This is a genomic window from Thermogutta hypogea (genome assembly GCF_055386265.1).
Genome location: NZ_AP042425.1, coordinates 2,565,638 through 2,591,364 on the forward strand (window position 1 = coordinate 2,565,638; position 25,727 = coordinate 2,591,364).

At 63.1% G+C, this 25,727-nt stretch carries 20 protein-coding genes; 9 read left to right on the forward strand and 11 right to left on the reverse strand.

What is annotated here, in order from left to right:
* Positions 1 to 20: 20 nt before the first annotated feature.
* From ACZ5B4_RS09255 to ACZ5B4_RS09280, 6 genes are all read right to left on the reverse strand, one after another.
* Positions 21 to 899, reverse strand: coding sequence for an MlaE family ABC transporter permease (locus ACZ5B4_RS09255; RefSeq protein ID WP_464910941.1), 879 nt, complete (start codon positions 897 to 899; stop codon positions 21 to 23).
* 490 nt (positions 900 to 1,389) lie between these two features.
* Positions 1,390 to 2,118 (reverse strand): SDR family oxidoreductase, encoded by a 729-nt coding sequence (locus ACZ5B4_RS09260; RefSeq protein WP_464910942.1) that lies wholly within the window; start codon positions 2,116 to 2,118, stop codon positions 1,390 to 1,392.
* Between the two features lie 84 nt (positions 2,119 to 2,202).
* Complete coding sequence (locus ACZ5B4_RS09265; protein WP_464910943.1) at positions 2,203 to 2,973, reverse strand: 3-keto-disaccharide hydrolase; 771 nt, start codon at positions 2,971 to 2,973, stop codon at positions 2,203 to 2,205.
* Positions 2,974 to 3,150: 177 nt separating this feature from the next.
* Positions 3,151 to 4,230, reverse strand: a complete 1,080-nt coding sequence (locus ACZ5B4_RS09270) for a sugar phosphate isomerase/epimerase family protein (protein ID WP_464910944.1) — start codon at positions 4,228 to 4,230, stop codon at positions 3,151 to 3,153.
* A 101-nt stretch (positions 4,231 to 4,331) separates the two neighbouring features.
* Entirely contained in the window at positions 4,332 to 4,991 is a 660-nt protein-coding gene (locus ACZ5B4_RS09275; protein WP_464910945.1) for a hypothetical protein, read from the reverse strand.
* Positions 4,992 to 5,059: 68 nt separating this feature from the next.
* Positions 5,060 to 5,659 (reverse strand): sigma-70 family RNA polymerase sigma factor, encoded by a 600-nt coding sequence (locus ACZ5B4_RS09280; RefSeq protein ID WP_464910946.1) that lies wholly within the window; start codon positions 5,657 to 5,659, stop codon positions 5,060 to 5,062.
* A 574-nt stretch (positions 5,660 to 6,233) separates the two neighbouring features.
* On the opposite strand from ACZ5B4_RS09280, the gene ACZ5B4_RS09285 reads away from it, so the two are divergent.
* On the forward strand, positions 6,234 to 7,712 hold the full coding sequence (locus ACZ5B4_RS09285) for a sugar porter family MFS transporter (protein WP_464910947.1): 1,479 nt from the start codon (positions 6,234 to 6,236) through the stop codon (positions 7,710 to 7,712).
* A gap of 104 nt (positions 7,713 to 7,816) precedes the next feature.
* On the opposite strand, the gene ACZ5B4_RS09290 is transcribed toward ACZ5B4_RS09285, so the two are convergent.
* Positions 7,817 to 9,178, reverse strand: coding sequence for a TrpB-like pyridoxal phosphate-dependent enzyme (locus ACZ5B4_RS09290; RefSeq protein WP_464910948.1), 1,362 nt, complete (start codon positions 9,176 to 9,178; stop codon positions 7,817 to 7,819).
* A 486-nt stretch (positions 9,179 to 9,664) separates the two neighbouring features.
* Between ACZ5B4_RS09290 and hydF the strand changes: the two genes are divergently transcribed.
* From hydF to ACZ5B4_RS09325, 7 genes are all read left to right on the forward strand, one after another.
* A complete protein-coding gene (gene hydF, locus ACZ5B4_RS09295) occupies positions 9,665 to 10,933 on the forward strand; it encodes a [FeFe] hydrogenase H-cluster maturation GTPase HydF (RefSeq protein WP_464910949.1) in 1,269 nt (422 codons plus the stop codon).
* A gap of 296 nt (positions 10,934 to 11,229) precedes the next feature.
* Positions 11,230 to 11,838 (forward strand): riboflavin synthase, encoded by a 609-nt coding sequence (locus ACZ5B4_RS09300; RefSeq protein WP_464910950.1) that lies wholly within the window; start codon positions 11,230 to 11,232, stop codon positions 11,836 to 11,838.
* A gap of 31 nt (positions 11,839 to 11,869) precedes the next feature.
* The gene (gene rsmA, locus ACZ5B4_RS09305; protein ID WP_464910951.1) at positions 11,870 to 12,790 is read left to right on the forward strand and encodes a 16S rRNA (adenine(1518)-N(6)/adenine(1519)-N(6))-dimethyltransferase RsmA; all 921 of its coding nucleotides are present in this window, start codon (positions 11,870 to 11,872) and stop codon (positions 12,788 to 12,790) included.
* Between the two features lie 132 nt (positions 12,791 to 12,922).
* Positions 12,923 to 13,150, forward strand: a complete 228-nt coding sequence (locus tag ACZ5B4_RS09310) for a hypothetical protein (protein WP_464910952.1) — start codon at positions 12,923 to 12,925, stop codon at positions 13,148 to 13,150.
* A 696-nt stretch (positions 13,151 to 13,846) separates the two neighbouring features.
* Positions 13,847 to 15,025, forward strand: coding sequence for a KpsF/GutQ family sugar-phosphate isomerase (locus ACZ5B4_RS09315; protein WP_464910953.1), 1,179 nt, complete (start codon positions 13,847 to 13,849; stop codon positions 15,023 to 15,025).
* 162 nt (positions 15,026 to 15,187) lie between these two features.
* Entirely contained in the window at positions 15,188 to 15,733 is a 546-nt protein-coding gene (locus ACZ5B4_RS09320) for a KdsC family phosphatase (RefSeq protein WP_464910954.1), read from the forward strand.
* On the forward strand, positions 15,730 to 18,750 hold the full coding sequence (locus ACZ5B4_RS09325) for a hypothetical protein (protein ID WP_464910955.1): 3,021 nt from the start codon (positions 15,730 to 15,732) through the stop codon (positions 18,748 to 18,750). Before ACZ5B4_RS09320 ends, ACZ5B4_RS09325 begins: the two co-directional genes overlap by 4 nt.
* Before the next feature lie 29 nt (positions 18,751 to 18,779).
* Here the strand turns inward: ACZ5B4_RS09325 and ACZ5B4_RS09330 are convergent, their stop codons facing one another.
* The 3 genes from ACZ5B4_RS09330 to ACZ5B4_RS09340 all read right to left on the reverse strand — a co-directional run bounded on the left by ACZ5B4_RS09330 (position 18,780) and on the right by ACZ5B4_RS09340 (position 23,784).
* Positions 18,780 to 20,603 carry a S41 family peptidase gene (locus tag ACZ5B4_RS09330; RefSeq protein WP_464914013.1) on the reverse strand — a complete coding sequence of 608 codons (1,824 nt, stop codon included), beginning with the start codon at positions 20,601 to 20,603 and terminating at the stop codon, positions 18,780 to 18,782.
* A 581-nt stretch (positions 20,604 to 21,184) separates the two neighbouring features.
* Entirely contained in the window at positions 21,185 to 22,207 is a 1,023-nt protein-coding gene (locus tag ACZ5B4_RS09335; RefSeq protein WP_464910956.1) for a Gfo/Idh/MocA family protein, read from the reverse strand.
* A gap of 71 nt (positions 22,208 to 22,278) precedes the next feature.
* The gene (locus tag ACZ5B4_RS09340) at positions 22,279 to 23,784 is read right to left on the reverse strand and encodes a rhamnulokinase (RefSeq protein ID WP_464910957.1); all 1,506 of its coding nucleotides are present in this window, start codon (positions 23,782 to 23,784) and stop codon (positions 22,279 to 22,281) included.
* Positions 23,785 to 23,928: 144 nt separating this feature from the next.
* Between ACZ5B4_RS09340 and mutY the strand changes: the two genes are divergently transcribed.
* Positions 23,929 to 25,170: an A/G-specific adenine glycosylase gene (mutY, locus tag ACZ5B4_RS09345; protein ID WP_464910958.1), complete on the forward strand. Its 1,242-nt coding sequence runs from the start codon at positions 23,929 to 23,931 to the stop codon at positions 25,168 to 25,170.
* A gap of 23 nt (positions 25,171 to 25,193) precedes the next feature.
* On the opposite strand, the gene ACZ5B4_RS09350 is transcribed toward mutY, so the two are convergent.
* Entirely contained in the window at positions 25,194 to 25,649 is a 456-nt protein-coding gene (locus ACZ5B4_RS09350; RefSeq protein ID WP_464910959.1) for a hypothetical protein, read from the reverse strand.
* Positions 25,650 to 25,727: the final 78 nt, after the last annotated feature.

Sequence of the window (25,727 nt, forward strand, 5' to 3'; positions counted from 1 at the left end):
CCCGGGCCGGCCTCACGCTCCTAGACCAAGCGAGGAGCGGTGGACCAAAGCATGCCGTAGATCGCCTCGAGCATGATCCCCAAAACCAAATCCAGCAAGAGAATCGCCACGAAGGAATGAACGAAGGCGTACGTGGCGGCGCGGCCCACGCCCTCCGCGCCCGGCTCGCAGTGAAAGCCGTGGTGGCAGGCGATCACGGCGATCGACGCCCCGAAGAAGAGCGTTTTCGCCGTCCCGGCCGCCAAATCGAACAGTCCCACGTATTGAGCGGAGTTTTGCAGATAATAATACGCATCGATATTGAGGATGTGGACGCTGTAGAAATAGCCTCCCACCACGCCCATGAAGTCGGCCATCAATGTCAACGCGGGAATCAGGAACAGGCAGGCCAGGAATCGCGGGACGACCAAGTAATGGATCGGGTCGGCCCCCATCACGGTCAGGGCGTCGATTTGCTCGGTAACTCGCATGGTCCCCAATTCGGCGGCCATGGCGCTTCCCACGCGGCCGGCCAGCATGGTCGCGGCCAGAACCGGCCCCAATTCGCGGACCAGCGACATGTTGATCACCGCTCCCAGCCGCGTCTCCAAATTCAGCATCTTGAACTGGGCGTAACTCTGGACGGCCAAGACCATGCCGATAAACATACCGGTCATGGCGACGACGGGCAGACTCAAGACCCCGATATGATAGAAATTCCAAAGGATGGTCTCCCGCTGCGGCCGCTTGCTGACCAGCCAGCGCAGCATGCGGCCGGCAAAGATCGAGACACTCCCCAAGGCTACCAGCCATTCGATCGTCCGATCCCCGACATCCGCCACCCATTGGGCGAGGTCGTTGACCAGGGATCCCGGCGCCCCGGGCAAACCGTCACCGCTAACCTGAGTTCCGGAACTCATGAAGCCTGGTTTCCTCGGCTACTTGCCGGCGAACTACCTACGGCAGGTCGAGCCTTCCGTGCTGCCCACCGTACGCGTCACTAGCGCAGCACATACCGACCGGGCATGCCCTACCGAGTCATACTTCGTCGTCTTCGGCGGTTCGACTTGAACCAATCGTGGCAGGATAATCGAATAATGCGACTAGGCTATTTAGGCCGAGATTGCCGCAGCCGGCTACCGGTAGACACAAGGCAGCCCCCATTTAGCGACCAGGCGGCTTCGCAATGCGTTCACGTGGATCGGCCGCAAGAGCGCGCGGCCTTGCACGAGATCTTCGGCTGAATCGGCCGCCGCCTCGCTGCGCGATGCCTGGAAGGACGCGCTCCCTCGCGTGCGCTTTCTGACGTAAACCCTCCGCTCGGTCGCGACTTCGGCTTGGAAGGGATCTCACCCTTCCCCCTCGCCGATCGATTCCATCTTTTGGCCACAGAGGGACGGAAGAGTCCGCTCAAGCATATTCCTGATAGAGCGGAGTCATGATCACTTCCCAGACATGCGCCCGGGGCGGCAATTCCGCGATGGTCGCCACGATTTGTGCGATGTCCTCTCCTTGCAGCATCGCTGCGCGGCGTTCTTCGGGGACGGGCGTCGGCCGCTGCTCCAAGATCGGCGTATTGACCTCGCCGGGACAGATGTTCGTTACTCGAATGCCGTTCTTCCGCTCTTCCAGCCCCACGGCGAAGCTGAGGGCCGTCACGGCGAATTTCGAGGCACAATAAGCGGTTCCCGCCAATTCCAGCGCCCGCTTGCCGGCGATCGATGAGATATTAACGATCAATCCGTCGCGCGCCGCCCGCATACCGGGCAAGACCGCTCGCATGCAATTGTAGGCGCCGGTCGCATTGACCGTCAGAACGCGATCCCAATCCTCGGGAGCCAACTCCGCCATGGCGCGGCGGACGACATTGATCCCCGCCGCATGAACCAAAATCGCAATCCCTCCCAATCGGCGGGTGACGGCCTCGACGACCCGTTCCACGGCGGCACGGTCGCCGACATCGCACGGGAAAGGATGCAGGGGTCTTTCGGGCACCGCGGTCGCCGCGGCGCGGAGCTTTTCCGCCGTCCTGCCGACAATGGCAACCTTGGCGCCCCGGTCGGCCAAACAGCGAGCCACCGCCAAACCGATCCCGCTTCCTCCCCCCGTGACCAAAACCGTCTTGTCAGTCAACGCCATCGAAGCCGGCTCCTTCTCGAGGCTGATTCCGACGTTGGAAAAAACACCGCCGGCGAGGACGGCCGACCGCGGACAAGGCCTCCGTCAGCGGCAATGGACGCGGTTTCGCAAGCGAGCGAGAAATCGGGACAACAGTCCGCACCGCTTGGCCGGGGCGCTTGCCAACGCCGTCAGGTCACGAATCCAGACGTTGCGGAACTCGACCAAATGTCCGTGGTTCTGCACCGAAATGTAGCCGCACAAGGGCTTGCCGCGAAGCTGGTCGATCTTGCTTTGATCGACGTCTTGAACCAACTCCCCGTTGAGAACGACGCGAATCCTCGGGCCTCGGGCCGTGATTTCCACGACATTCCATTCGCCCGCCGGTTTGATCGCGTTCTTCAACGGGGCCACATACCGGTAGAGCGACATACTGGAGTGGACATCCGGCGTCTTGCCCGCGTCATCGAAGATCTGCACTTCGAATCCCGATATCGAGGGTCGCGTGTCGGGCTTTTTGGGATCGTACTTATCGGCTCGAATGCCGATGCCGCTGTTGCAATTGGGCGACATACGGAATTCCAGGTGCAAGGTAAAATCGCAGAAGGTGCGGTCGAAGCGAAGGAATCCGAAGCCCTTGCCCGCGCAGACGATCTTGCCGTCCTCCACGAACCAATTGGGCTTTTCTTGGTCGCCCTCCTTAAAAGTCGCCGGACCTTCCACCACCCAGCCGGACAAGTCGGAGCCGTTGAAAATCGCCTGCCAAGCAGGCTGAAGGGGCGCACCGCAACGCGGCCGAGCCTCAATGGTCGTCGCCCAAAGCAAGGCGCCGGCGCACGCCGAGAACGTCATCCCCAACCAAATTGCATGCTTCACGGTGCCGATCCTTATGCTGCAAAAACCAAGAGCGAAAAATACTTCCGGCTGGCGCCGGTGTTTCTACCTTCACTCTAATTCAAATCACGTTTCATGTCTCGGGCCGACCGTAGCCTGAACCAAGGCGACAGGAACGGCCGCTTCGTCCCGCGGCGGGCGTCGGCACGCAGAACCTCTTCACGCTCGCGCAACGGGCGAGAATCGACCGCTGCGCGTGATCGTCGCTTGAAGATTCTTCAGCAGTCGGACCTCGCGCGAGACCGTCTCGACTGCTTGCTCCGGGGTCAGACCGCCCAGCGCCTCGTTTTCGATGCAGAGGTCGTTGGAATAGCCCGCCTTGCGGAGGATAGCGAGCACGCGCCCGAAGTCGATGTCGCCGCGGTCGATCGGACAATGGAACTCGGCGTAACGGTATCCCATCGGACGCCGCCGGTCACGATCCTCCGGCGGATAGGCGATGCTCTTGCAATGCGTGTGGAAAGCCCGGGGAGCGAAGGTCTCGTAGATTCCGTATAGCTCACTCAACGGATGACCGAACCAATAGAAATTGCCAGTGTCCAGGGTCAGGCCAAGATGGACGGAATCGACCGCGGCGAACAAGTTGTTGAGGAACTCGGGATCGTTGGTCGTATTGCCGTGGTTTTCGATCGCCCAGCGTACGCCGGTCTCCGCGGTGGCGGCGGTCACCTTCTTCATCATTTCAGCGGCAAAGGCTGGGAACTCCTCGCGGGAAAGCCGCCGCGGAACGACGTCAATACGGACGGCGGGAATGCCCATCGCTTGAGCCGCCGCCGCCGTCTTGCGGCACCACTCCAGTTCCTCTTCCGGCCGCTCGTCGAAACGATTGTGCATGCATAGAGCCGTGATCTTCCGGCCTGATTTCTGCAAGGCGTCGCGTAGCCTCGCCTGTTGATCGCCGTCCGCCAGGCCGTGCGAGGCGTCGCCCTCGAACAGATTGGGCAGCTTCAACTCCTCCGTAATATCGCATTCCACGCCGTCCACGCCGAAGGCCTCCATCGCGGCCCAGCAGTCGGACTTGCCGGTCCGGCGCAGCATCACGTCCCGGCAGGTTACCGGCCAGGCTTGGGGTGTAACGTCGGCCGCTGCGGCCATCTCTCGCCTCTCGGCCGAGACCGAACCGCCCGCCCATGCCGCGTACGCCGCCGCGCCCCATGCGGCGGACCTCAAACAAAAATCTCGGCGAGAAACACCTTGGGATTCAGACCGACTCAAGTCGTCGCGGTTCACGCTCTTCATCGCTGCGGTTCCTCAATCGGGGAGAGACGGTGTCCGTCAAACACAACCGGGCGGGCGCGGAGCCGAGGTTCTCCTTCCGAGATCGGCGCCGCATGCCCCCATTATCGTTGCGATGCCGACACGATCAATAGGATCAAGCCCCCCACGGTTACAATCGCGGCTGCGACGGCCCATTGCAACCAAAACCGTGCCGCCCGCTCGGCTTCGCGAGCCGCCCGATGCTGCTGCTCTTCTCGGTATTCCAGGCTGTTCTGAAATTCGAGGCGAAAGACCTGACTGCAAAACGGGCACATGGCGTCACGTCCCAACATATCTTGGGGCGTCTCTAGGACGTGCCCGGCGGGACATGGGATGTGAACCGGTCGCTGCCTTTCCGCCGCCTGGAAAGGCGGCCGATCCCCGAAAAAAGTCTCCGCGCTGCCCGACTTTCGCTCGGTCGTCGCCGCCTCCCCGCTCTCGAAACGATGATCCGATGCTTGTTCACCGGGCGAGTCATCGGCCACCCCCTTGCCCGACGCAAGGTCGAGAAGCGGCGACTCATCTTCCGCGCGAGAAACCGCATCGAAATCCCGACCAAGAGGCCGCCGGCGGTCGTCCTCGAACTCAGACCCAAGGACCGCCGTATCCGCCGCAAGCGAAGACGCCTTCGCCGGGGGAATACGGAGCGTTGTGTTGCAATAGGGACACACCGCCGCCCGGCCGACATGCCGCGCATCGGCCTGAAGGAGATGCCCGCTGGGACAAAAAAAGTGAAACCCCATCGCCGTCCCTGCCTTCCAAGAGTCCGAGCCTTGACACCCGGTACGCGCCCCCCGTCGGACGATCGCTTTTACTCTTCCAAGGCCTTGGCCGTGTCTTCGGATTCCAACCGCTCCCGCACCAGCGCTAAGACGCGATAGACCGTCCGCTCCGAGCACTCCATTTTGCTGCTAATCTCTTGGATGGAGTAGCCCGCCAAACGCAGCAGGCAAATCCCCCATTGCATCTCATCCAGCCCCCGTGTCACGTATTCGATCACGTCTTGCGCCGCCACCGTCTCATCCGGTAACGGTTGCTCGAGCTGAAACTCGTAGTGCCGCTCATCCAACTCGTGCGGGGGGCGACTTTCGCGCCGAATGTCGCGCCGCTGGGCGAAAAATCGGCGGCGATACTTGACGCACTTCCTCCTCGTCAGCCGAGCCAGAAGTCCCCACAATTCGTCGGAGCTTTCCAAGTCAGGCCGCTTCTTGGCCTGAATTTCCGCCAGGGTGGCGAAGACCGATTGAATGATGTCCTCTTCATCCACTTTGCGACGAACGCCCCGCCCCAAATTCCGCCGCGCAAACGCCATAAGGCGCCGCGCGAATCGCTGAAAGACGGCGGCGATCCCTTCACCGTCCTTTCCCGGTGGCTCGCGGCCCGGCTGATCGACTCGACTCTGTTCCGGCACACAAACCCCCTTTCTCACTCGGTGCAGCCTCATTCCAAGAAACGAGGGGCCTCCACCCAGTCAAATCGCAATCAAGCCCCAAGTCCACCCCTTTACAGAGGGGTATAGCAGGATTTTTCGGTTTGACGAGGATTTCCCTGGCAGGTTCTCGTCGCGTTTTGCCATTAGCAGGGAAGGAAGCACTCGCATCGATCGGGGGAAGTTCCATCGGGTTCGAGTTCAAAGCGGCCGATTTGGGCCGCGATCTCCTAACACCTGTCATTACGAACGGGGTGGGGGCGGGGCAGGACAGGTGTTAGGGGACTGCGGCCCACAGCCTGGGAATCTGCCCAGGCTTATCCCCGTCGTCTCGCTCGCCGTCGCATTTGTTCCCCACGCAAGCCTCAATCGCCCCGCCGCCGACATTCGGCTATATCGCTTGCCGTTGAGGAACTTTTCTTCTCCCCCACCGTGATGCTTGCCGCATTATGCACGCTTCCGCAGGGTCTTCGATCCGCTTGGTGATAGGCGACGGTCGATTCCCCGCGGTGATTCTCCCGGCGGTGCCCTTGCGAACCGCATCGCGGCGGCTACGATGGTTTCCATTCGGGACAACACTCCGCGGCCGGCCGAGACGCAGGGCCGCGAATCCGCACCCACGACCGGAAGGGACTTCCAGATGACCAACGATGCAGCGTCCGCGCCCTCGTCTCCTCCACCCTTCGAGGGCAGCCTGCCCTATATTCTCCTCCTCACCGTAGTTGCGGCCCTGGGCGGCCTCCTGTTCGGCTACGATACGGCGGTGATCGCGGGCGCAATCGACTATCTGCAAGAGAAATTCAACCTCTCGCCGGGCATGAAGGGCTGGACCACCTCCAACATCCTGCTGGGCTGTGCGGTGGGCGCCGCGTTCGCGGGGCCGCTTAGCGACGCTTTCGGTCGCAAGCGGCTCTTGATTTTGGCTGCCGTCTTTTTCGCCGTCTCCGCCGTCTGGTCGGCGATTCCGAACACCCTGACGGAATTCATCCTCGCCCGCTTCCTGGGCGGTTTGGCGGTGGGAGCTGCGGCCATCGTCTCTCCGCTGTATATCGCGGAGATTGCACCGGCTCACCTTCGCGGAAGGCTGGTCGCCCTCCAGCAAATCGCCATCATCTCCGGGATGGTCGTGGTCTCCATCGTCAACTGGATCATTGCGCTCCAGGGCGATCACACCTGGAATGTGGAATCCGGATGGCGTTGGATGTTCGGCTCCGAAACGCTCCCCGCCCTGCTGTTCCTCCTTTGCCTGTTGGTCGTACCGGAAAGCCCCCGTTGGCTGCTCAAACGAGGCCGCGAAACGGAGGCATTGTACGTCCTGGCACGCCTGGGCGGGAAGCTCCGCGCGGTTTGGGAGGCGGCCGAAATTCGCCGCGCCATCGCCGAAGAAACCGGCCGCTTGGATGAACTCCTGCGGCCCGGTTATCGCAGACTCCTGCTCATCGCCATCATTCTGGCTATCCTGCAACAGGTAACCGGCATCAATGCCATCGTCTATTACACGCCCACCATCTTCCGCAGCTCGGGCAGCACCGACGCCTGGGCCTTATTCTGGACCATCATCACGCAGGCCGTAAACCTCGGGTTTACGCTCATTGCGATCGCGATCGTCGATCGGCTGGGTCGGCGGCCGCTGCTCCTGCTCACTTCTGCCGCGATGGGCGTCTCGCTGGTCCTCTTGGGCACGGCGTTCTACGCAGGATTGCCGCAGCTTTGGGTGGTGGCGTTCGTCCTGCTGTATATGGCTTCCTTCGCCGTCGGGATGGGCCCCGTGGTCTGGGTCGTTTTGGCGGAAATCTTCCCCACTCGTACCCGCGGCTTGGCCATGGGCATCGCCACGGTCGCCCTGTGGCTGGCGGACTTCCTCATCACCCAGACGGCACCCATGATGTACGCCGCATGGGGACCGGCTTTCGCCTTCTGGAGCTACGCCGTGATGTGCGCGGTATGCCTGGTCTTCGTGTCCGTATTCCTCCCCGAGACCAAGGGCAAGACGTTGGAGGAAATCGAGCGGATGTTCCTCCATCGTCCCAAATGACGGTTTCCGCCGTTTTGCCCGTCCCCAGCGGCGCTCAAACGGCGTCCCTTTTGTACCGGGCGCTTGCCGGTATCGTGACAGCCGGACGGATCGTCGCCGCGACCTCAGCCGACCTGCGGGAGCTCCGCCAACGCCCGGCGAATACTCTCCTGCGGCAATTCGAAATCCTCCAACTCGCCGTTGAAATATCGGTCGTAGGATCCCAAATCGCAGATTCCGTGACCGCTGAGATTGAAGAGGATGCACTTCTCCTCGCCCGTCTCCTTGCACTTCAGGGCCTCGACGATCGCGGCGCGGACGGCGTGGGAGGTTTCGGGTGCGGGGATGACGCCTTCGGTTCGGGCAAACATCAAGGCCGCCTCGAAACACTCTCGTTGGTGCAAGGATATCGCCTCGATCAGCCCCAGCTTGGCGCCGAAGCTCACCATGGGGGCCATTCCGTGATAGCGCAGCCCTCCCGCATGAATCCCCGCCGGCACAAAGCTGTGTCCCAGCGTGTGCATTTTCAACAGCGGCGTCAGCATACTGGTGTCGCCGAAATCGTAGCGGTATTCGCCCCGCGTCAAAGAGGGGCAGGCCTTCGGCTCCACGGCAACGAAGCGGATATCCTTGCCGGCGATCTTGTACCGCACAAAGGGAAACGCCAAACCCGCGAAATTGCTCCCCCCGCCGACGCAGCCGATCACCACGTCGGGGAAGTCTCCCGCCTCCTTCATCTGCTGCTCGGCCTCCAAGCCGATGACAGTCTGATGCAGCATCACGTGATTCAACACGCTACCCAAGGTGTAGTGCGTGCCGTCGTCTTTCAAGGCCACCTCGACGGCCTCGCTGATGGCGATTCCCAGGCTGCCCGGGCAATCCGGATCCTTCTCCAAAATGGCGCGGCCGCTGTCGGTCTCCTGTGAGGGGCTGGGACGCACGGACGCTCCCCACACATGCATCATGGAGCGACGATAGGGTTTCTGGTGATAGCTCACCTTGACCATGAAGACCTTGCACTCCAAGTCGAAGAAGGAGCAGGCAAAGGCCAGGGACGACCCCCATTGCCCGGCCCCCGTCTCCGTGGCCAGGCAACGGATTCCCTCTTTTTTGTTGTAGTAGGCCTGGGCCACCGCGGTGTTGGGTTTGTGGCTGCCGGGAGGGCTATGACTTTCGTCTTTGAAATAGATGCGTGCCGGCGTTCCCAGCTCCTTTTCCAGGTTGCGCGCCCGCACCAACGGCGTCGGTCGCCAAATGGCATAGATGCGACGAACCTCCTCCGGAATCTCGATCCAGCGATCCGAGCTGATCTCCTGCCGCACCAACTCGGCAGCGAAAATCTTCTCCAAATCCCGCGGATCGAGCGGCTGTTTGGTCCCCGGGTGAATCGGCGGGGGCAGCGGCTCCGGAAAGTCGGCCAACAGATTGTACCAGGCCGTCGGCAGGTCCTTTTCGCTCAACAAAATGCGCTTTTCATTCCCCGGCATTTGGCTCACCTTCCGCTACTGGATCCGAATTCGAGAGGACAGGGAGGCTCCCCCGGACCTGCAATCATCCATTGCCGCTGTTTCCGGCGTCCGACGGGCAAAACGAATCATCACGCCGCCGGAACGCATCGCACGGCATCATCGGCCGCCAAACCTGGTCGCCGATCTCCCCGAGAACGACCTCCGATCCACAAACCTTTCAGCCTAATTCAATGCTCGGGGTTTGTCGATTGGGTGGCATCATTCCGTCGCAACCCTGTGGAAGTGCCCCGGTTGCAGGCAAAAGAGCCGCCACCGCCTGGGTCCCACGGAAGCCTTTTCAGCGTCCCCCACGACCGACAGCCTTTTTCGGCGCCTGCCACCGTCGGCACTCCGAGGTCGGCGGCGAACATGCGGCTTCTACCGGACGTAAAACCGGACGTAAAATGAAAGCATCATCCAGATTCGGCCGAAGGCAGGCGGTCCGCCGTCGCAGCGAGGAAACGCATGTCCTCTCCACGCCAAGCCCCCAAGAGCTTCCGTCTCCATATCGGGATTTTCGGCCGCCGAAACGCCGGTAAGTCGGCACTCTTAAACATGCTCACTCGGCAATACGTCTCCATCGTTTCCGACGTGCCGGGCACAACGACGGATCCCGTCGAGAAACCGATGGAGATGCTTCCGCTAGGGCCGGTCTTGTTCATCGACACGGCGGGCGTGGACGACGAGGGGACTTTGGGAACCGCCCGCGTCGCTCGCACCCGCCAGGTTTTGGACCGGACCGACCTTGCCCTTTTGGTTCTGGATGCGGGCCGCTGGGAAGCCTTTGAGGACGAATTGCTGGCGGAATTCCGAAAGCGAGGCATCCCGGTGATCGTGGTCTGCAACAAGTGCGACCTCGCCCCGCCCCCGCCCGATCTGACGGCCCGCCTGGAATCGGAACAGATCCCCTGGGTGCCCGCCGCGGCTGCCATAGGGCAGGGTCTGGAGGATATCCGGGCGGCCCTGGTCCGCTGCGTGCCGGACGACTTCATCCATACCCCGCCGTTGATCGCCGACCTCGTGCCGCCCGGCGAAACCGCCGTCCTGGTGATCCCGATCGACAAGGAGGCCCCCAAGGGCCGAATCATCCAGCCGCAAGTCCTGGCGATTCGCGAGCTTCTCGATCGCGGTTGCGTTGCCCTGGCGGTCCGAGACACGGAACTTCGGCAAGCCTTGGATCGCCTAGCGACTCCCCCCGCCCTCGTCGTCACGGACAGCCAGGCCTTTCGCCGCGTGGCGGCGGATACCCCGCCGGAAGTCCCCCTGACTTCCTTCTCGATCCTCTTGGCCCGCCAAAAAGGCGACCTCGCTCAGTTCGTGGAGGGCGCGCTGGCCATCGACGACCTGCGACCCGGCGACCGCGTCCTGGTGGCGGAATCCTGCTCCCACCACCCCATCGCCGACGACATCGGCCGCGAAAAGATTCCCAGGTGGCTGCAAGAACACGTCGGCGGAACGCTGCATTTTACGACCGTTCAAGGCCGCGACTTCCCCGATGACCTTGCGTCCTACAAGCTGCTGGTTCATTGCGGGGCCTGCATGTGGACCCGCCGCGAGGTCCTCAACCGCCTCCTTCGCTGTCGCGCAGCCGGCGTTCCCGTCTGCAATTACGGCATGACGATCGCCTACACGCTGGGCTTGTTCGACCGGGCATTGAAGCCGTTTCCGGAGGCCGAAAAAGCCTACCGTGCAGCCCGACTTCGCCGCAAGGCGTCCGTTGCGACGCCGCCATGATCGATGCGCAAAATCTTCCGGCAACCGGCGATCCTTTTTTCGCTCGGCTTGGTCGGATTCGCGGCATCTCGCCTCAGTCGAACGGGAGATCGCTTCCCCGCCAAGCCGTTTCCCGATAGCATCAAGTTGATCGGGCCGTGCGTCCCCGAACCGACGGCCGCTCCGCGGGCGCCCGACGCGACACAACGCCCGAACGCCCGTTGAGCACGAGAACGCCGCCGGGGCCGCCGGTAAGGCAACCGCGCCTTTCCATCCGTACCCCCATCGCAACAATCTTGCAGGCTGAGGAGTTTCCTATGTTTTCCGGAATCGTGGAGGCCCTGGGAACGGTCGCGGACATGCTGATGGAGGGGCCGGGCTGCCGCCTCGTCGTCCGAGAACCGCGGATCGCCGCCGAGACCAAGGTCGCGGACAGCATCGCCGTCAACGGTTGCTGCCTGACCGTCATCGACGTTGCGGGGGATACGTTCGCCTTCCAAGCCGGCCCCGAGACGTTGCAGCGAACCAATCTGGGCGAGCTGAAGAAGGGAAGCAAAGTCAATCTGGAACGCTCGCTCAAGGTCGGCGAACGATTGGGAGGCCACTTCGTCACCGGCCATATCGACGATGTAGGCTACTTGGCCGACCGCCGCGATCACGGCGAGTGGTCGTTCTTCCGCTTCCGCATCCCGCAACGCCTCAGCCTTCAGATGGCCTCGAAAGGCTCCATCGCCGTGGACGGCGTCAGCCTCACCATCGTGGATAGTGAACCCGAAATGTTCAGCGTGGCCTTGATCCCGTACACCTTGGCCGTTACGACGCTCGGCCCGCTGAAGATGGGCGACAAAGTCAACCTGGAGACCGACGTCCTAGCCAAGTACGTCGAGCGGCAATTGCAAGGCCTCGTCCGCCGCTCCGAGGGCTGAGTCGCAGCGTGATTGCGGAGTCCCGCCGTTGATGTCGGAAACGCCCTCCACTCCTTCGCCGCGTCAAACGCTGAGCTTCCTGCGGGAACGTTTCGCCGCCGAAGGCATTCGCCCCAAACACGATCTGGGACAGAACTTCCTCATCGACTTGAACCTCTTGCACTTGCTCGCGGACACGGCGGCGGTCGGTCCCGACGATATCTGCCTGGAAGTCGGCACCGGCACCGGCAGCCTCACGTCTATTCTGGCCGACCGCGGAGCCTTCGTGATCTCCGTGGAACTCGACCCGCGCATGCACCGCTTGGCCGCCGGCTTGCTGGGAAACCGCCCCAACGTGCGGCTCTTGCTGCACGACGCACTGAAAAACAAGAATCGCCTGCATCCCGCCCTCTTGGATGCCTTGGAGCAAGCGCGAGCCGAACATCCCGACAAGCAGTTCAAGCTGGTCGCGAATCTTCCCTACAACGTGGCCACGCCTCTGATCAGCAACTTGTTGACGCTGGACCTTCCCCCGCGCACGATGACCGCAACCGTGCAGCGCGAGGTGGCCGAACGACTTATCGCTCGTCCGGGAACTCGCGACTACGGCGCCCTCAGCGTCTGGGTGCAAAGCCAATGCACGGCGGCCGTTCGACGTATGCTGCCGCCTCAGGTCTTTTGGCCGCGTCCCAAGGTCTTTTCGGCCATCGTCCACTTAGAGTTTCGCTCAGCGCTGCGGGGACGAATCCCGGATCTTCCCTTCTTTCATCACTTTGTCCGCGAACTGTTTCTCCACCGCCGCAAGCTGCTTCGCGTCCAATTGGCGGCGATCTCGGGAGGGCGATTGGACAAAGCCGCCGTGGATCGAGTTCTAGCCGAGGCGCAACTCGACCCGCTTTGCCGCGCGGAACAATTGGGGGTGGAAGACCTGATCCGCTTGGGTTGCTGCTTTCAAAGGGCCTTGGAAGCATAAGGCCCCTCGTCGCGGACCGTTGACGACGCCGATTCGTTCTGACTAAGGTAGGAGATGACCGCGGCAATTGCAAAGTTCCCTTCCGCGGCCGATTCGAAACCTGCAAGTCGCACCCAAAGGCTCGGCAAAGCCATGCAGTTCATCGAGATGTCGGGAAGACAATTGTTGCGGTTGGTAACCGAGGGGGGACCCTCGCCCGAAGAGTTGGCCCGCATCGGCCTGAAAGAGGACAGCGTCGTCCGCGTCAATCGGCAAGGCGACATCGAGCTTCGCCGCCCCGACCGCTGGGACTTGATCGGCGGCTTGATCGGGGATTTTGAATCCCGAATCAAGCGTGAAACGGGCATGGACTGGGTTTGATCGACCTATTCTACGCGCGAACCCGGCATGCCGCAATTCCGGGCTCATTTAAGCCATATCATGTTTACGCAGTCATCTCAAATCGCCCAAACACACTCCCCTTGACCCAAAGCTCCCGAATTCACCATTACCCTCAAATCACTCTTTATTCGGAAGCCACCCTTCCCACTATCCTGAGTTTGGACAGCGAAGGGGTTGCGGCTGCCGACCAACTCCCCATTTTCGCAGCGCAACGCTATTTAGAATGATCGTTTGCCATCGAAAACGGCTTGCCTCGATGCCGGTTTCCGCAATGCGAGCAGCCCAACCGAAAGGGTGGTAAGAGCCTTCCGTCGGAAGACGGTTACGATGCTAAATGCTTTGTCGTCTCCGCGGCCGAAGATGGGTGTCGCTTGCGATGCCATCCCGGTATGGACGGCCCCCCCGACGAAATAATCTTCGTCGCGTCACCTTCAAGAGCAGATCGCTCCGACGTATTGCCCAAGGAACGACCCACTCCGTGGCGTTCGTCCGTAGATGTGACGTTCTCCGGCCGCTGGGTAGAAGAGCCTCGCCCGCGGCGAAAGCGAGTCGCGTTGTGTCTCCGACGCCTTCCCGCTACAATGCGGGGCGCCTGGACTGGTCGCCTTACGGTCCCCAGGCGCGTCAAGAGTCTCGAGAATCCATTTCCAACCCGAGATCAAGGATGGATCGGCGATGGGCACGGATGCGGCGCGCTCATTACGTTCGCCTTTGGAGCAGATTCGCTTTGGACGGGAAATCCTGCTCTACGAGAGCGGCATTCTAGCCGATCTTGCGCGGCGTCTCGACCTTTCTTTCAGCCGAGCTGCGGAATTGCTTTTCGCCTGCCGCGGCTGCGTGATCGTCTCGGGCATGGGAAAGGCGGGAATCATCGGCCGCAAGATCTCGGCCAGCCTGGCATCGCTGGGTACGCCCAGTCATTTCGTTCATCCCGCCGAGGCCGTCCACGGCGATCTGGGACGCATCCGCCCGGAGGACGCCGCTCTGGTCCTCTCGGCAGCCGGCGAAACGGGGGAAGTACTGCGCCTCGTGCCGATCTTGCGGAGTTGGGGGGTGCCGATCATTGCCATGACCTGCCGGGCCGGGTCCTCCTTGGCCAAGCAGGCAGACGTAACCCTCTGCTTGGGAGACATCGAAGAGGCGGGCCATCTTCGTTTGGCGCCCAGCGCTACCACCACGGCCATGCTGGCCCTGGGCGATGCCTTAGCCCTGCTTCTGAGCAAACTGCGGGGATTCCGAGCGGAAGACTTTGCACGCTTCCACCCCGGAGGCAGTCTCGGCCTGCGGCTCAGCAAGGTCGAGGATCACATGCGACCGCCGGCCGAGTGCCGCACGGCACCGGAAGACGCCACCGTGCGCGAGGTCGTGGTCGCCACGCGCCGACCCGGGCGTCGCACCGGCGCCGTGATGCTCGTGGATCGTTCGGGCCGGCTGACCGGGCTGTTCACGGACAGCGACCTGGCTCGAATCCTGGAACGCAAAGACGAGACGGCCCTCGACAGTCCGATCTCGAATTGCATGACCAAAGCCCCGATTTGCGTGCCCGCCGGCACCTTGATGTCGCAGGCCGTCCGCATCCTGGCGGAGCGCAAAATCAGCGAACTGCCGGTCGTGGACGCGGAACATCGGCCGGTCGGCATGATCGACATCACCGACATCATCGGTCTCTTCCCGGATCATTTGCGCGCGGAAGAGGGCGAGGAATACGGCGTCCCGCACCCGCCGTCGAGCTGCAAGAGGAATGAGACGGTCGCAGGAGGGAACGGAGAAAAGTGGTGCATCCGCATCCCGCTCCAGGATCCCGGTCCGAACGGTCTCGCAAGCCGTTCACCGAAGGGAGGCGACGGGGCGTGACACGGCTCGAGGGGGAGCCGACACCGCGACGCACCCCATCGGCACCGTCGCGCATGCACGATACAAGCCGCGCGAATTCCCGGCTTCGGCGGCCGAAGCCGTCGCCCGCGATGATGCTCGATCCCCGCAACCAGCACACGTTTCGTAACCGGAGCCGTTTCCATGGACCTCGCAGCGCGATGCCGCAACGTCGAAGTCATCCTTTGCGATGTGGATGGCGTACTCACGGACGGGCGGCTCCTTTTCGACAATCAAGGCATCGAGACCAAGGCTTTTCACGTCCGCGACGGCATGGGGGCGCGGCTTTGGAGGCGAGCCGGGCGACGCATGGCCTGGATCACGCAGCGCAGTTCGCAGATCGTGCGCATGCGCGCGACTGAGCTGGGCGTGGACCTTTTGCGGCAAGGCGTGCACGACAAGTTCTCGGCCTCGCTGGAGGTCTTGGCGGAATTGGGATATGCGCCCGGTCAAGCCGCGTATTTGGGCGACGATCTCCCTGACTTGCCCATCCTCCGCGAAGTCGTCCTCGGCGCGGCGGTGGCGGATGCCGCGGAAGAAGTCCGTGCCGCGGCACACTACGTGACGCGAGCGCCCGGCGGAGGCGGGGCTCTTCGCGAGCTGGTCGAGTTGATTCTCAAATCCGACGGGGAATGGGACTCCGTCCTTTCCGCGTACCAAGGCGGCTGGATACCGACGGGCGAACGATGAAGCAACGGGTTACGAGAGCCGTAATCAGCTTCGCGGCGATCGCCGTTTGCTATTCGGCGTACGCGCGCCTCGTCGTCCCGCTCATCGAGCCGCCGTTCGATCCCGCCGCGCGCAATCTCGGACAACTGGAGCCGCTCTCCGACGTGATCCTCGACGCCCGGCTGGCCGAGCTGGCGCCGCTCTTCCCGCGACGCACCGAGATGCTGAAGAACGCGAAGCTCTTGGAAAGCGATCAGGTCAAACTCCTGCTGCAAGATTACCGCAACTTGGGAGACGGTCGCGTCCTGATTCGGCCTTGCGTGTTGGTCATGTATCCGGATCGCGAGACCGTGGCGGGCGGTCCCCGCGGTTCCCGGCAGATCATTATTCTGGAAGCCCCGGAGGGGGCTGTTTTCCAATTCGATCGGCCGTTTCAGTTGGGCGCCGGACGCATCGGGCGTTTCGTCAGCGGCCAATTGCAAGGTGCCGTGGTGCTTCGCAGTGCGGGCGGCGACGGCACCGACGCGACGGCCATCCGCGTCACCACCCGAGACGTCACCATCACCGAGCGACGGATTTGGACGACGCAGCCCGTCGAATTCTCGTGGGGACGCAACCGCGGACGCGGTTCCGGCATGGAGCTGGTCTTCGCCGGCGGCAGCAGCCTATCCCAGGTCACGGATGCGGGCTGGCATTCGTTGGGACTGGAACGCTTCGTCCTGCGCCACGTGGACCGGCTGCACTTGGAAACCGTCGCCTCCGGTGAAGCCTCCTCGGGCGAGGCGGAGCGGAAGGGCGGCGATGCTCGCCGCATCGTGGAAGTCGCCTGCCGCGGACCGCTCTCTTTCTTTCCCCAACAAGGCACCCTGACGTTGCAAGAGACCGTCGAGGCGGCGTTCAGTCGCGGCGAGGGCCCAAGTAACCGTCTGCGGTGCGACCTGCTCACTGTTTTTCTCGCCAAAACACCGCCCGCCCCGGCCGCGGCCGCTGAAAGCGACGCAGCCCGCCCGCCGGCGAACCCCGCAGCGGCTGTGCAAGCGGTCGATTGGCAAATCGAAGGTGCGGTGGCCACGGGGCGCCCGACCTCGGTGACACTCGGACTCTGGAACGCGGAAATCCGCTGCGACACGCTTCGCTACGACGCGGTTCGGCAACTGCTGGAGGCCGAGGCCGGCAACGGCGTGGAGTTCACGCGGCCGGGCGGCCGTCTCCGTGCCCCCGTCGTCCGCGGCCAATGGGAGGACGGCCCGGAAGGCCCGATGCTGACCCGCGCCGTCGCCGAAGGCGGAGGAGATTTTCGCGTGGAACTGCCGGGCAAGGCGGGCGATTTCGTGGAAGGCTCATGGCGCAGCCGGTTATCCGTTCAACGTGAAGGCGAAGAGCTTGTAACGTGGATGTCCGGCAACGTCCACGTGGATTCTTCTTGGGGGAGCCTCGCCGCGAGTGATCTCTGGCTTTGGTTGGGGCGTCTCGCGGCGACGACGCCCACGGCCGCGACGCCGGCTTTCATGCCCCACCTTGCGCCCCGGCGGATGCTGGCGCGCGACGGTGTCACGATGCAATCCCCTCGGCTCGATGCCGACGTCTTCGAGCTGCAAGCCTGGTTCGTGCCGTCCCCGTCGCATCCGCCGGCCGACGGTTCCCCGGAATCGAGCGGCCCGGGCTCACCGCCCGCCGCGTATCTGCGTGCCTCTCCGGCCGGAGCCCCGGGGCAATCGCACTACAAGACGGCTGGACGGATCCTGCGCGCGGAAATCGCCCTCGCTCCGGCGACGGCCGCGCTCAACGCCGTGTCCATGGACGGCGACGTCCGGATCGAAGAGGACGTCACCCCTTCGCCGCAACTACTGCCGATTCGTCTCCGCGGCGAGCATGTGGAATTGACGGACGTTTCGGGACCGTTTCTCACGATGTCCATGACGGGCGGTCCCGCGGCGATGGAGGGCCGGGGCTTCGGACTCAGCGGGAACCAAATCTTTTTCGATCGATCCAGGAACCTCCTTTCCGTGGCGGGGCCGGGCGGCATGCGGTTGCCCCGCACCGACGGCCCGACCTCCGGCGCGGCCGGTTTTCTCGATTTGGCCTGGGACGAAGGCATGTCCTTCGACGGCCGCATCGTCTCGGTCCGGGGAAATGTTCGCGGCAACTCCCCGCCGCAGCGCATCGCGGCGCGATCCCTGGAGGCACGGCTGCGCGAGACCGTTTTCTTGGGATCCTTCGACGCCATGCCCAAACCGCAATTGGCATCGCTCTCGGCGGACGGCGAGGTTCGTTTGGAAAACGAGCGCCCGGACGAACAAGGCCGGCGGGCAGCGTTGGATATCCTTGATCTTCCTCGTGTGGAGCTCGACATGACAAGCGGCGCGATCGAATCGCCGGGGCCGGGCCTGCTCCGGACCTTACGTTCGCCGGCCGCCCTTCCCGGCTCGATGCCGCCGATTCCGGGAGGCACGACCGGCCAAGCCCGCGGCTCGGTCGGACCGACCGACGCGGCCGCCCCGAGCGACTCGGCCTTGCCGCGCGACCCCGCCGAAGTCACCGCTCTGTTCGTCCGTTTCCACCAGGCTCTTCGCGGAAATCTGCTGCGGCGAGAGATCACCTGCTTGGGGCGCGTGACCGTTACCTACGGCTCCGCGCCGTCGTGGGAGGTGACGGAATTGCCGAGCGATCCCGCGCGGCTCGGCCCTTCCGGCATGATCTTGGAATGCCGCGAACTGACCGCCCGGCAGATTCCCGACCCGGCCGCCGGTCGGCCGCAGTTGGAGCTGGAGGCTTTAGGCAACGTCACGGCGGAGGGCGCCGCGTACACCGCCCGTGCGGATCGCGCCGCCTTGAACGAATCGAAAGCGCTGTTGATCCTCGAAGGGGGCGGTCAAACGCCGGCCGAACTGTTTCGGCAAGAGTACGCGGGCGGTCCCCTTCAGAGAACGGCGGCGCGACGCATCTTTTATTGGTACGGCACGCGGACGGTGAAGATCGACGGCGCTCAATCCCTGGAGTTGAGCGGCTTCTCCGAATCCGATCGATTCCCGCGTTGAAAACGGCTCGGCGCCGATCCCGGCCCGTTTCAGGGGATCATGCGGCCGCCGGAGGAATCCCACCCCACGGCGCCCGGAGATCGCGCGACCATTCCCCGAGCGACGTTCAATCCGGCCTGGAGAACCGTGTCCTCACTCGGCGACATGGCTCCCGTTGGGTCCGCCTTGGCCGTATCTCGCCCCTCACCGATCGGTCGCCATCCATCCACGGGACGCGCCACCTGCTGGACAAGCACGTCCGGCTCCACGCCGCGATGGGCGTAGGGGCGACCTTTGGGTGAATAAAACTTGGAAGTGGTAAGTCGCACGCCCGCCTCCGAATTCGCCAGCGGAAAGATTCCCTGAATCGAACCTTTGCCGTAGCTTCGGGTGCCCACCACGGTGGCGCGACCGTTTTCCTGCAAGGCCCCGGCGAATATTTCCGCGGCACTGGCACTTTCGCGATCCACCAAGATCACCACGGGAATTCCCCAGCGGGCCGGCCCTTGCGCCGAGTAGGTCAGGTTCTCTTGCGGCACGCGACCGCTGGTGGCAACGATGATGCCTTGCGGCAAGAACCGATCCGCGGCCTCCACCGCCGCCGTCAATAGGCCGCCCGGATTTCGTCGCAAGTCGATGATCAAGGACTGCATCCCTTGCCGGATCAGCTCGCCGACGGCGTCGTCGATCTCCTTCGGCGTGCCTCGTTGGAAGCCGGCCACGCGCATGAACCCGACGGCCGCCGCCGGATCCAACATCCGCACGTCGGTCACGCTGGGAACGTCGACGCGGGCCCGCTCCACGCGCACCGATTTCAATAAACCGCCGCCCGTCCGAACCGTCAACTGCACCACGCTCCCCTCAGGCCCTTGCAGCATGTTCGCGGCTTGGTCGGTGGACATTTGAGTCACCGACTTCCCATCCACCGCGGTGATGCGGTCTCCCGCTTGGATACCGGCCTGCTCGGCGGGACTCCGCGGAATGACCCGCACGATCAAGAGCGAGCCTCCGTCCGCCTTCAATTCCACGCCCAATCCGACGAAACGCCCTTCGATCTGCGAATAGACTTCCGCAAGCTGGGCCGGCGTGAGATACGCGGAATAGACGTCCAAGGAGTTCGTAGCGCCGCAAAGGTATTCCAAAACCGCGGCCGGAACCGGCAGCCCGATCCGCCGATGCAGCCACCGCGCCGCCTGCGCCACGACCTCCCGTGCCTCCGCCCGAGTACGAACCCAATCCGCGGATGCCGCCTGCCGCAATTCGCCGGCCAAGGCGATCGCCGCGCCGGGCTCCAGCTTGACGCCGTTGCTCGACAAAAACTTCGGCTCCAACAGGGCCAGTTCCAATTCGTGGGTGCCCTGCTCCACGAGATACCGCCAGCGAGGCGATTCCACATAGTGCGATTGGATTTTCAGCAGCACCTCTTCATACAAGCTCAGGGCCGCGGCTTCGTCGATTTTGCCCACCAGCGACAAAAAGGACGGATCGCTGTAACGCCGCGCCACGTCGTGCCGCAACCGCACTTCATGGAAGCGGCTTTGCAAGACGATGCTTTCGGGGAAATCGCGAAGGGCTTCCTCGTAGATCCCCAGCGCTTCACCCCAGCGCGATTGCCGCTCCAATCGCAGCCCTTGGTCGATGACCGATCGCACCTCCGGAGGCTCGCTCTCTTCGAGCGACGGAAGCGGCGATGATGCCGCGGAAAGCGTCGGGGCGGCTTTGCCATCGGCGGATAAAATCGGCGGGAGCGGCGGCAACGCCCGCTGCTGCGCGGTCGCCGACAAGCCGCAGCTCACAATCAGCCAAACCGCGATCGCGGCCCAAAACCGCGCTCTTCCGACCCCCGTTTCCGCCGCGGAGCAATTGCCTTCCATCACGGTGTCAAATCCTTTGAAGTCCCGGCGATGGATTTGGGATCAACATCGCGTCCAACCGAGTTTGCCGAGGGGGAGACGCGGTCGGGGGGAAACACCGAACCCCGTGCTCGGCGAACCGCGCCGCCTTTTTCGCGGGATGGTCACCTGCGGATACAGCGCGATCCGGGGACCGCGTGCAAAGTCCCCTGGGGAATATAGCCCACGGTTTCGAGGCAGTCAAAAACGGGAGAGCAAGAAGCGGGCTGCAAGCTCGCCGTTACCGGCAAAACCCCGCCTCACGGGATCGCTTTTTTCGGCGGGCGCAAGGGTTGACGCGCGGCCCGCCGCGGCCGTCACCCACCACCGCCGGTCGTCATACGATGGGAGGCTTCCCGAACCGATACGCGATGAAGAGTCCGATTTTTCCGCCGGGAACGAATCTTCCAAGAGGGCGGGCTTCGCCGCGCCTGCCGCTATCCGCCGCAAGCACATCGGTCACGCCCGATCGACGTCCGGACGGAACCGCACCCTCCGGCAGCCCCGTTTCCGCGAATTGCCGAATCCTTGCAAGCTCCGGTGAAACAGGCGAGGGAATCCCGTCAGACTTTGACAGGCCGCCGCTTTACGATGGACTCCGTTTGCTTGTGGGCCAAGAGCAGGGCATCGCGGGCCAGCGTGCCGTCCAAGAATTGCGAGGGGGTGCCGGCCTTGACGCAGCGAACGACCTCGGCCAATTCCGCCGCGAAATCATCCACCGGATCGCGGGCGGGGATCTTCGGTCGTTTGACCTTGCCGTCCTCTGTCAGCACCGTCACCGGCATGTTCATCCACGAATCGAACACCAATGTGGCCTTTTCCAGATGAATCTCGTAACCGTTGGTGAAAGGCCGCCCCTGTTGCCGGATCACCCCGCTGGTGGCCGAAACCGTCCATTGCGGATCGTCATACAAGAAGTGCGAGTTGAAGAACTCGGCCACCTCGCCCCGCATCCTGCCCACGGATTGCACGCTTTTCGGCATGCCGAAGAGCAGGCGAATGAAATGGGCGTCGTGGATGTGGAGATCGACGGCCGGACCGCCGCAAACGTTGGGATCGTAGAAATCCTTGAGCCAAAGCGGATCCGAGATGACCCGGGTGAAGTGTCCGCCCAACGGTTTGCCGTACTTGCCGCTCGTCACCGCATCGTAGGCGAAGTGATAGGCGGCGAAGAAGGGCAAAACATGTCCGATCAGCAGCAGTTTACCTTTCTTCTTGGCGGTCTTGACCATCGTGTCGGCCGCGGCCGTCGTCAAGGCGATGGGCTTTTCGCAAAAGACGTGCTTGCCCGCGTCCAGGGCGGCCAACGCGGCCTCCGGGTGCAACGACGGCGGCAGACACACGTCCACCACATCCACGCCGGGATCGGCCAAAAGCTCATGCAGATCGGAATACTTGGCGATTCCGGCAAGATCCATCTTGCGGCCGGCCGGACCGAAGTTGCCTTTGATCCCGCGCCAATCGCCCGCCAATCGCTCGGGGATCTTTTCGCAAATCGCCGTGACCTTGACGCCGCGGACCTTCTGGTACGCCAAGTAGTGGATCATCCCCATGAAACCGATGCCGACAATGCCGACGCGAACCATGCGCAATCTCCTTTGAACCTAATCACGGGTTTTCCGGACCGAATCCCGATCGTGGAACATTCATCGCACCCTCATGACGTCGATCCATGCGACGTCTTCTCCAAGACCGCCAAGAACCGAGGATAGGCTTCATCCCAGGCGGCGGTGTCGCGGGGAACATATTCCTCCAGGGGAAAGCTCTCGCGGATGACGTCGCGGGCCTGAGCGATATCGGCGACTTCACCGGCCGCCACGGCCTGCATCATGATATTTCCGATGGCGGTCGCCTCGATGGGGCCGGCCAAGACTCGCCGCCCGCAGGCATCCGCCGCCGCTTGGCACAGAATACGATTCTTGGTCCCGCCGCCGACGATGTGGATGGTCTCCAAGCGGCGCCCTACCAGGGATTCGCACATACCCAGCACATGGCGGAACTTCATGGCGATGCTGTCCAAAGCACAGCGGAGGATTTCCCCTTCCGAAGTCGGAACGCGCCCGCCGGTACGCTCCACAAACGCCCGAATCGCCGCCGGCATATCGGTCGGAGCCAAGAACTCGCTCGCATCGGGATTCACGAACGCCGCCAACGAGGGCGACCGTTCGGTCAGGGCGTTGAGGTCCTCCCAATCCCAGCTCTTGCCGCCCTGATTCCAGACGCGCCGGCACTCCTGGACCAACCACAAACCGGTGATGTTCTTGAGCAGCCGGATCGTCCCCCCCACGCCGCCTTCGTTCGTGAAGTTCAGCTCCAGCGAACGCTCGTTGATAACCGGCTCGGGGACCTCCACGCCCATCAAGGCCCAGGTTCCCAAACTGATGTAGCACCAATCCAACCCTTTGCCCGACGCAGGCACCGCCATCACGGCACTGGCGGTATCGTGCGAACCGGGCAAAACGACCTGAGCGCCGACCAATCCGTTTTCCGCCACAAGGCTTTCCCGCAACGGTCCCAACACCGTGCCCGGCGGAACGATTTCTCCCAAAAAATGCGTCGGGAGACCGAGCTGCTGAAGCAGTTCCACCGCCCAACGTCGCTCCCGAGGATTGTAGAACTGCGTCGTGGTGGCGTCCGTGAATTCGTTGACTTTTTCGCCGGTCAGCATCCAGTTGAAGAGGTCGGGCATCATCAGCAGGCGCTCGGCCGAATCCAAAAGGGGCGAGCGTGAGACCTTCATGGCCAAGAGCTGATACAGCGTGTTCAACTGCATGAATTGCAGGCCCGTTTGGCGGAAGATTTCCTCACGGGGCACGGTCTGGAAAGCCAGTTCCATCATGCGGTCGGTGCGCCGGTCGCGGTAGTGATACGGATTGCCCAGCAGTTCGTCATTCCGCCCCAGCAAGCCGAAATCGACTCCCCAGGTGTCGATGCCGAGGCTCGCCACGGCGGAGCCGAATCGGGCCCCGGCGGCGTGCAACCCGTTGCGGATGTGCGTCCATTGGGCGAGCACGTCCCAATACAAACGGCCCAAGACCTCCACGGGACCGTTGGGGAAGCGGTACACTTCCTCCAAGCGGAGCCGTCCGCCGCTCAGGCAGCCTACGACGTGACGGCCGCTGGACGCACCCATGTCGATCGCTAAGAATGCCTTGTCGGCCATAACGAACCTCGATCGGCGATACCGAGAAGCGAGTCTCTTCGCCCGGCCTCGCGGAAGCATCGCCGCGGTGCGCGGGCCGATCCAACACCCATGCAACGTAGCATCAACATAAAAAAAAGCCTGTCTCGGGGAAAGCCCTACCCTATGCGCCGAACGCCCCAACGCCCTGCAAGCCGTTCGCTCACCCAGTCATGCGACCTGCCGTCGAACCCACGCCGCCGCGCTGCGTTCCAACGCCGTTTGATCGCGTGGTTTCGCCGCCACGCTCGATCGTTTCCCTGGCGAGAGACACGAGACCCCTACGCGATTTGGGTCAGCGAGATCATGCTCCAGCAAACGCAGACGGCCACGGTGGAACCGTATTTTCGCCGCTTTTTGGCCCGCTTTCCCGACGTCGCAACCCTCGCCGCGGCCCATCCGGACGAAGTTCTGCGGCTTTGGGAAGGCCTGGGGTATTATCGCCGCGCACGATCACTGCACGCCGCTGCGCGACAAATCGTCGAACTTCACGGAGGCCGGATACCGGACGATTTCGAGCGTCTGCAATCGCTCCCCGGCATCGGGCGCTACACGGCCGGGGCGATCCTCAGCTTCGCCTTCGACCGGCCCGCACCGATCCTCGAGGCCAATAGTCGCCGCGTGCTCCGCCGATTATCGGCCGCCCCCGGGCGTCCCAACGGTACGCCCGACTCCTTTCTTTGGGAATACGCGGAACGGTTGGTTCCCCGGCAACAGGCAGGCGTCTTCAACCAAGCGCTGATGGAGCTGGGCAGCCTCGTCTGTCTGATCCGAGATCCTCAGTGTCCGATTTGTCCGGTCCACGAGTATTGCAACGCATACCGTCTGGGTATTCAGGATGACGTCGCCGAAACCTCCGCGGCGTCCCGGACGACCGTGCTTCACGAACTGGCCATCGTCATTCGCCGGCGTCGGACCGTGCTTGTGCTTCGCCGAGCCGAAGGCGGACGTTGGGCCGGCATGTGGGATTTCCCAAGAGTCGACGTCACGCAGGAGATCGCTCGCCCCGAGCGGCGTTCGAATCCCATCCCTTCGCCGGATCGCGTGGAAGAATCCGTCCGAAGATCGCTGGGGCTGTCCATCCGCCTGGGATCGCACTTTCTTCGCTTGCGGCATGCCGTAACGCGATTCCGAATTACGGTCGATTGCTTCCTTGCGGAAGCGGTCTCGGCAGAGGGGACTCCGCCGAAAGTGAGCCTTATGGAACCGGGATGGAGCGACGCGACTTGGCTCGAGCCGTCGGCTTTGGAACGGCTCCCGCTGTCATCGCCCGGTCGCCGCATCGCCGCCGCTCTTCTAGCGCACATGGAATCGAGCAACGGCAATAAGCCCCGGCGGCACGTCGCTTCCCCGCGACGACGGAAGTAATATCCCCGGCTCGGACGGCCGGCTCAATCCCAAAATGACAGTTTGGGGATATAGCTCAAACAACTCGCCGTGAGCGCCTGAAAAACCCGGTCCAAGCTCTCAAAATCGCGGTCCGCCGCTTGACAAAAGAATACGAACGTGCCGCGATCGGTCCGCACTGCTTGGACGCGGGAAACACAAACCAGGTCCAGGTAGAAGAAATTCATTTCGGCGCCGACGAGTTCCCATTCGCCCACGCTTCGCACATACGGTTCCGATTCCAGGGAATCGTACTCCTGACGCATGGCCGTTACCGCCGCCTCGACCATGCCTTGCGGTTCCGCATGGCGCGGGTGGAGACTGACGGTCCAAAAGGCCCCCGTCGGGCTGTAGGCCGTCACCGAATGCTTCCCCTCCAAATACCCCTCTTCTTCCACGGACCAGTTCGTGGGGTACAGGAAGCGAATGCCGTGATGATTGAACTCGAGCGGCTCGCTCACACCAACCTCCAAAAATCGCCCCGCTCCACAGGGGGAAGCAAGCTGGCCATGCCGCCGAAAGAGAACCCCCATCAAGAA

Excerpts from the sequence above, each read along its gene's own strand:
- ACZ5B4_RS09255 (WP_464910941.1), bottom strand. The coding sequence starts at position 899 with ATGAGTTCCGGAACTCAGGTTAGCGGTGACGGTTTGCCCGGGGCGCCG.
- ACZ5B4_RS09260 (WP_464910942.1), bottom strand. The coding sequence starts at position 2,118 with ATGGCGTTGACTGACAAGACGGTTTTGGTCACGGGGGGAGGAAGCGGG.
- ACZ5B4_RS09270 (WP_464910944.1), bottom strand. The coding sequence starts at position 4,230 with ATGAAGAGCGTGAACCGCGACGACTTGAGTCGGTCTGAATCCCAAGGT.
- ACZ5B4_RS09275 (WP_464910945.1), bottom strand. The coding sequence starts at position 4,991 with ATGGGGTTTCACTTTTTTTGTCCCAGCGGGCATCTCCTTCAGGCCGAT.
- ACZ5B4_RS09285 (WP_464910947.1), top strand. The coding sequence starts at position 6,234 with ATGGTTTCCATTCGGGACAACACTCCGCGGCCGGCCGAGACGCAGGGC.
- ACZ5B4_RS09290 (WP_464910948.1), bottom strand. The coding sequence starts at position 9,178 with ATGCCGGGGAATGAAAAGCGCATTTTGTTGAGCGAAAAGGACCTGCCG.
- hydF (WP_464910949.1), top strand. The coding sequence starts at position 9,665 with ATGTCCTCTCCACGCCAAGCCCCCAAGAGCTTCCGTCTCCATATCGGG.
- ACZ5B4_RS09300 (WP_464910950.1), top strand. The coding sequence starts at position 11,230 with ATGTTTTCCGGAATCGTGGAGGCCCTGGGAACGGTCGCGGACATGCTG.
- rsmA (WP_464910951.1), top strand. The coding sequence starts at position 11,870 with ATGTCGGAAACGCCCTCCACTCCTTCGCCGCGTCAAACGCTGAGCTTC.
- ACZ5B4_RS09310 (WP_464910952.1), top strand. The coding sequence starts at position 12,923 with ATGCAGTTCATCGAGATGTCGGGAAGACAATTGTTGCGGTTGGTAACC.
- ACZ5B4_RS09315 (WP_464910953.1), top strand. The coding sequence starts at position 13,847 with ATGGGCACGGATGCGGCGCGCTCATTACGTTCGCCTTTGGAGCAGATT.
- ACZ5B4_RS09320 (WP_464910954.1), top strand. The coding sequence starts at position 15,188 with ATGGACCTCGCAGCGCGATGCCGCAACGTCGAAGTCATCCTTTGCGAT.
- ACZ5B4_RS09325 (WP_464910955.1), top strand. The coding sequence starts at position 15,730 with ATGAAGCAACGGGTTACGAGAGCCGTAATCAGCTTCGCGGCGATCGCC.
- ACZ5B4_RS09330 (WP_464914013.1), bottom strand. The coding sequence starts at position 20,603 with ATGGAAGGCAATTGCTCCGCGGCGGAAACGGGGGTCGGAAGAGCGCGG.
- ACZ5B4_RS09335 (WP_464910956.1), bottom strand. The coding sequence starts at position 22,207 with ATGGTTCGCGTCGGCATTGTCGGCATCGGTTTCATGGGGATGATCCAC.
- ACZ5B4_RS09340 (WP_464910957.1), bottom strand. The coding sequence starts at position 23,784 with ATGGCCGACAAGGCATTCTTAGCGATCGACATGGGTGCGTCCAGCGGC.
- mutY (WP_464910958.1), top strand. The coding sequence starts at position 23,929 with ATGCGCCGAACGCCCCAACGCCCTGCAAGCCGTTCGCTCACCCAGTCA.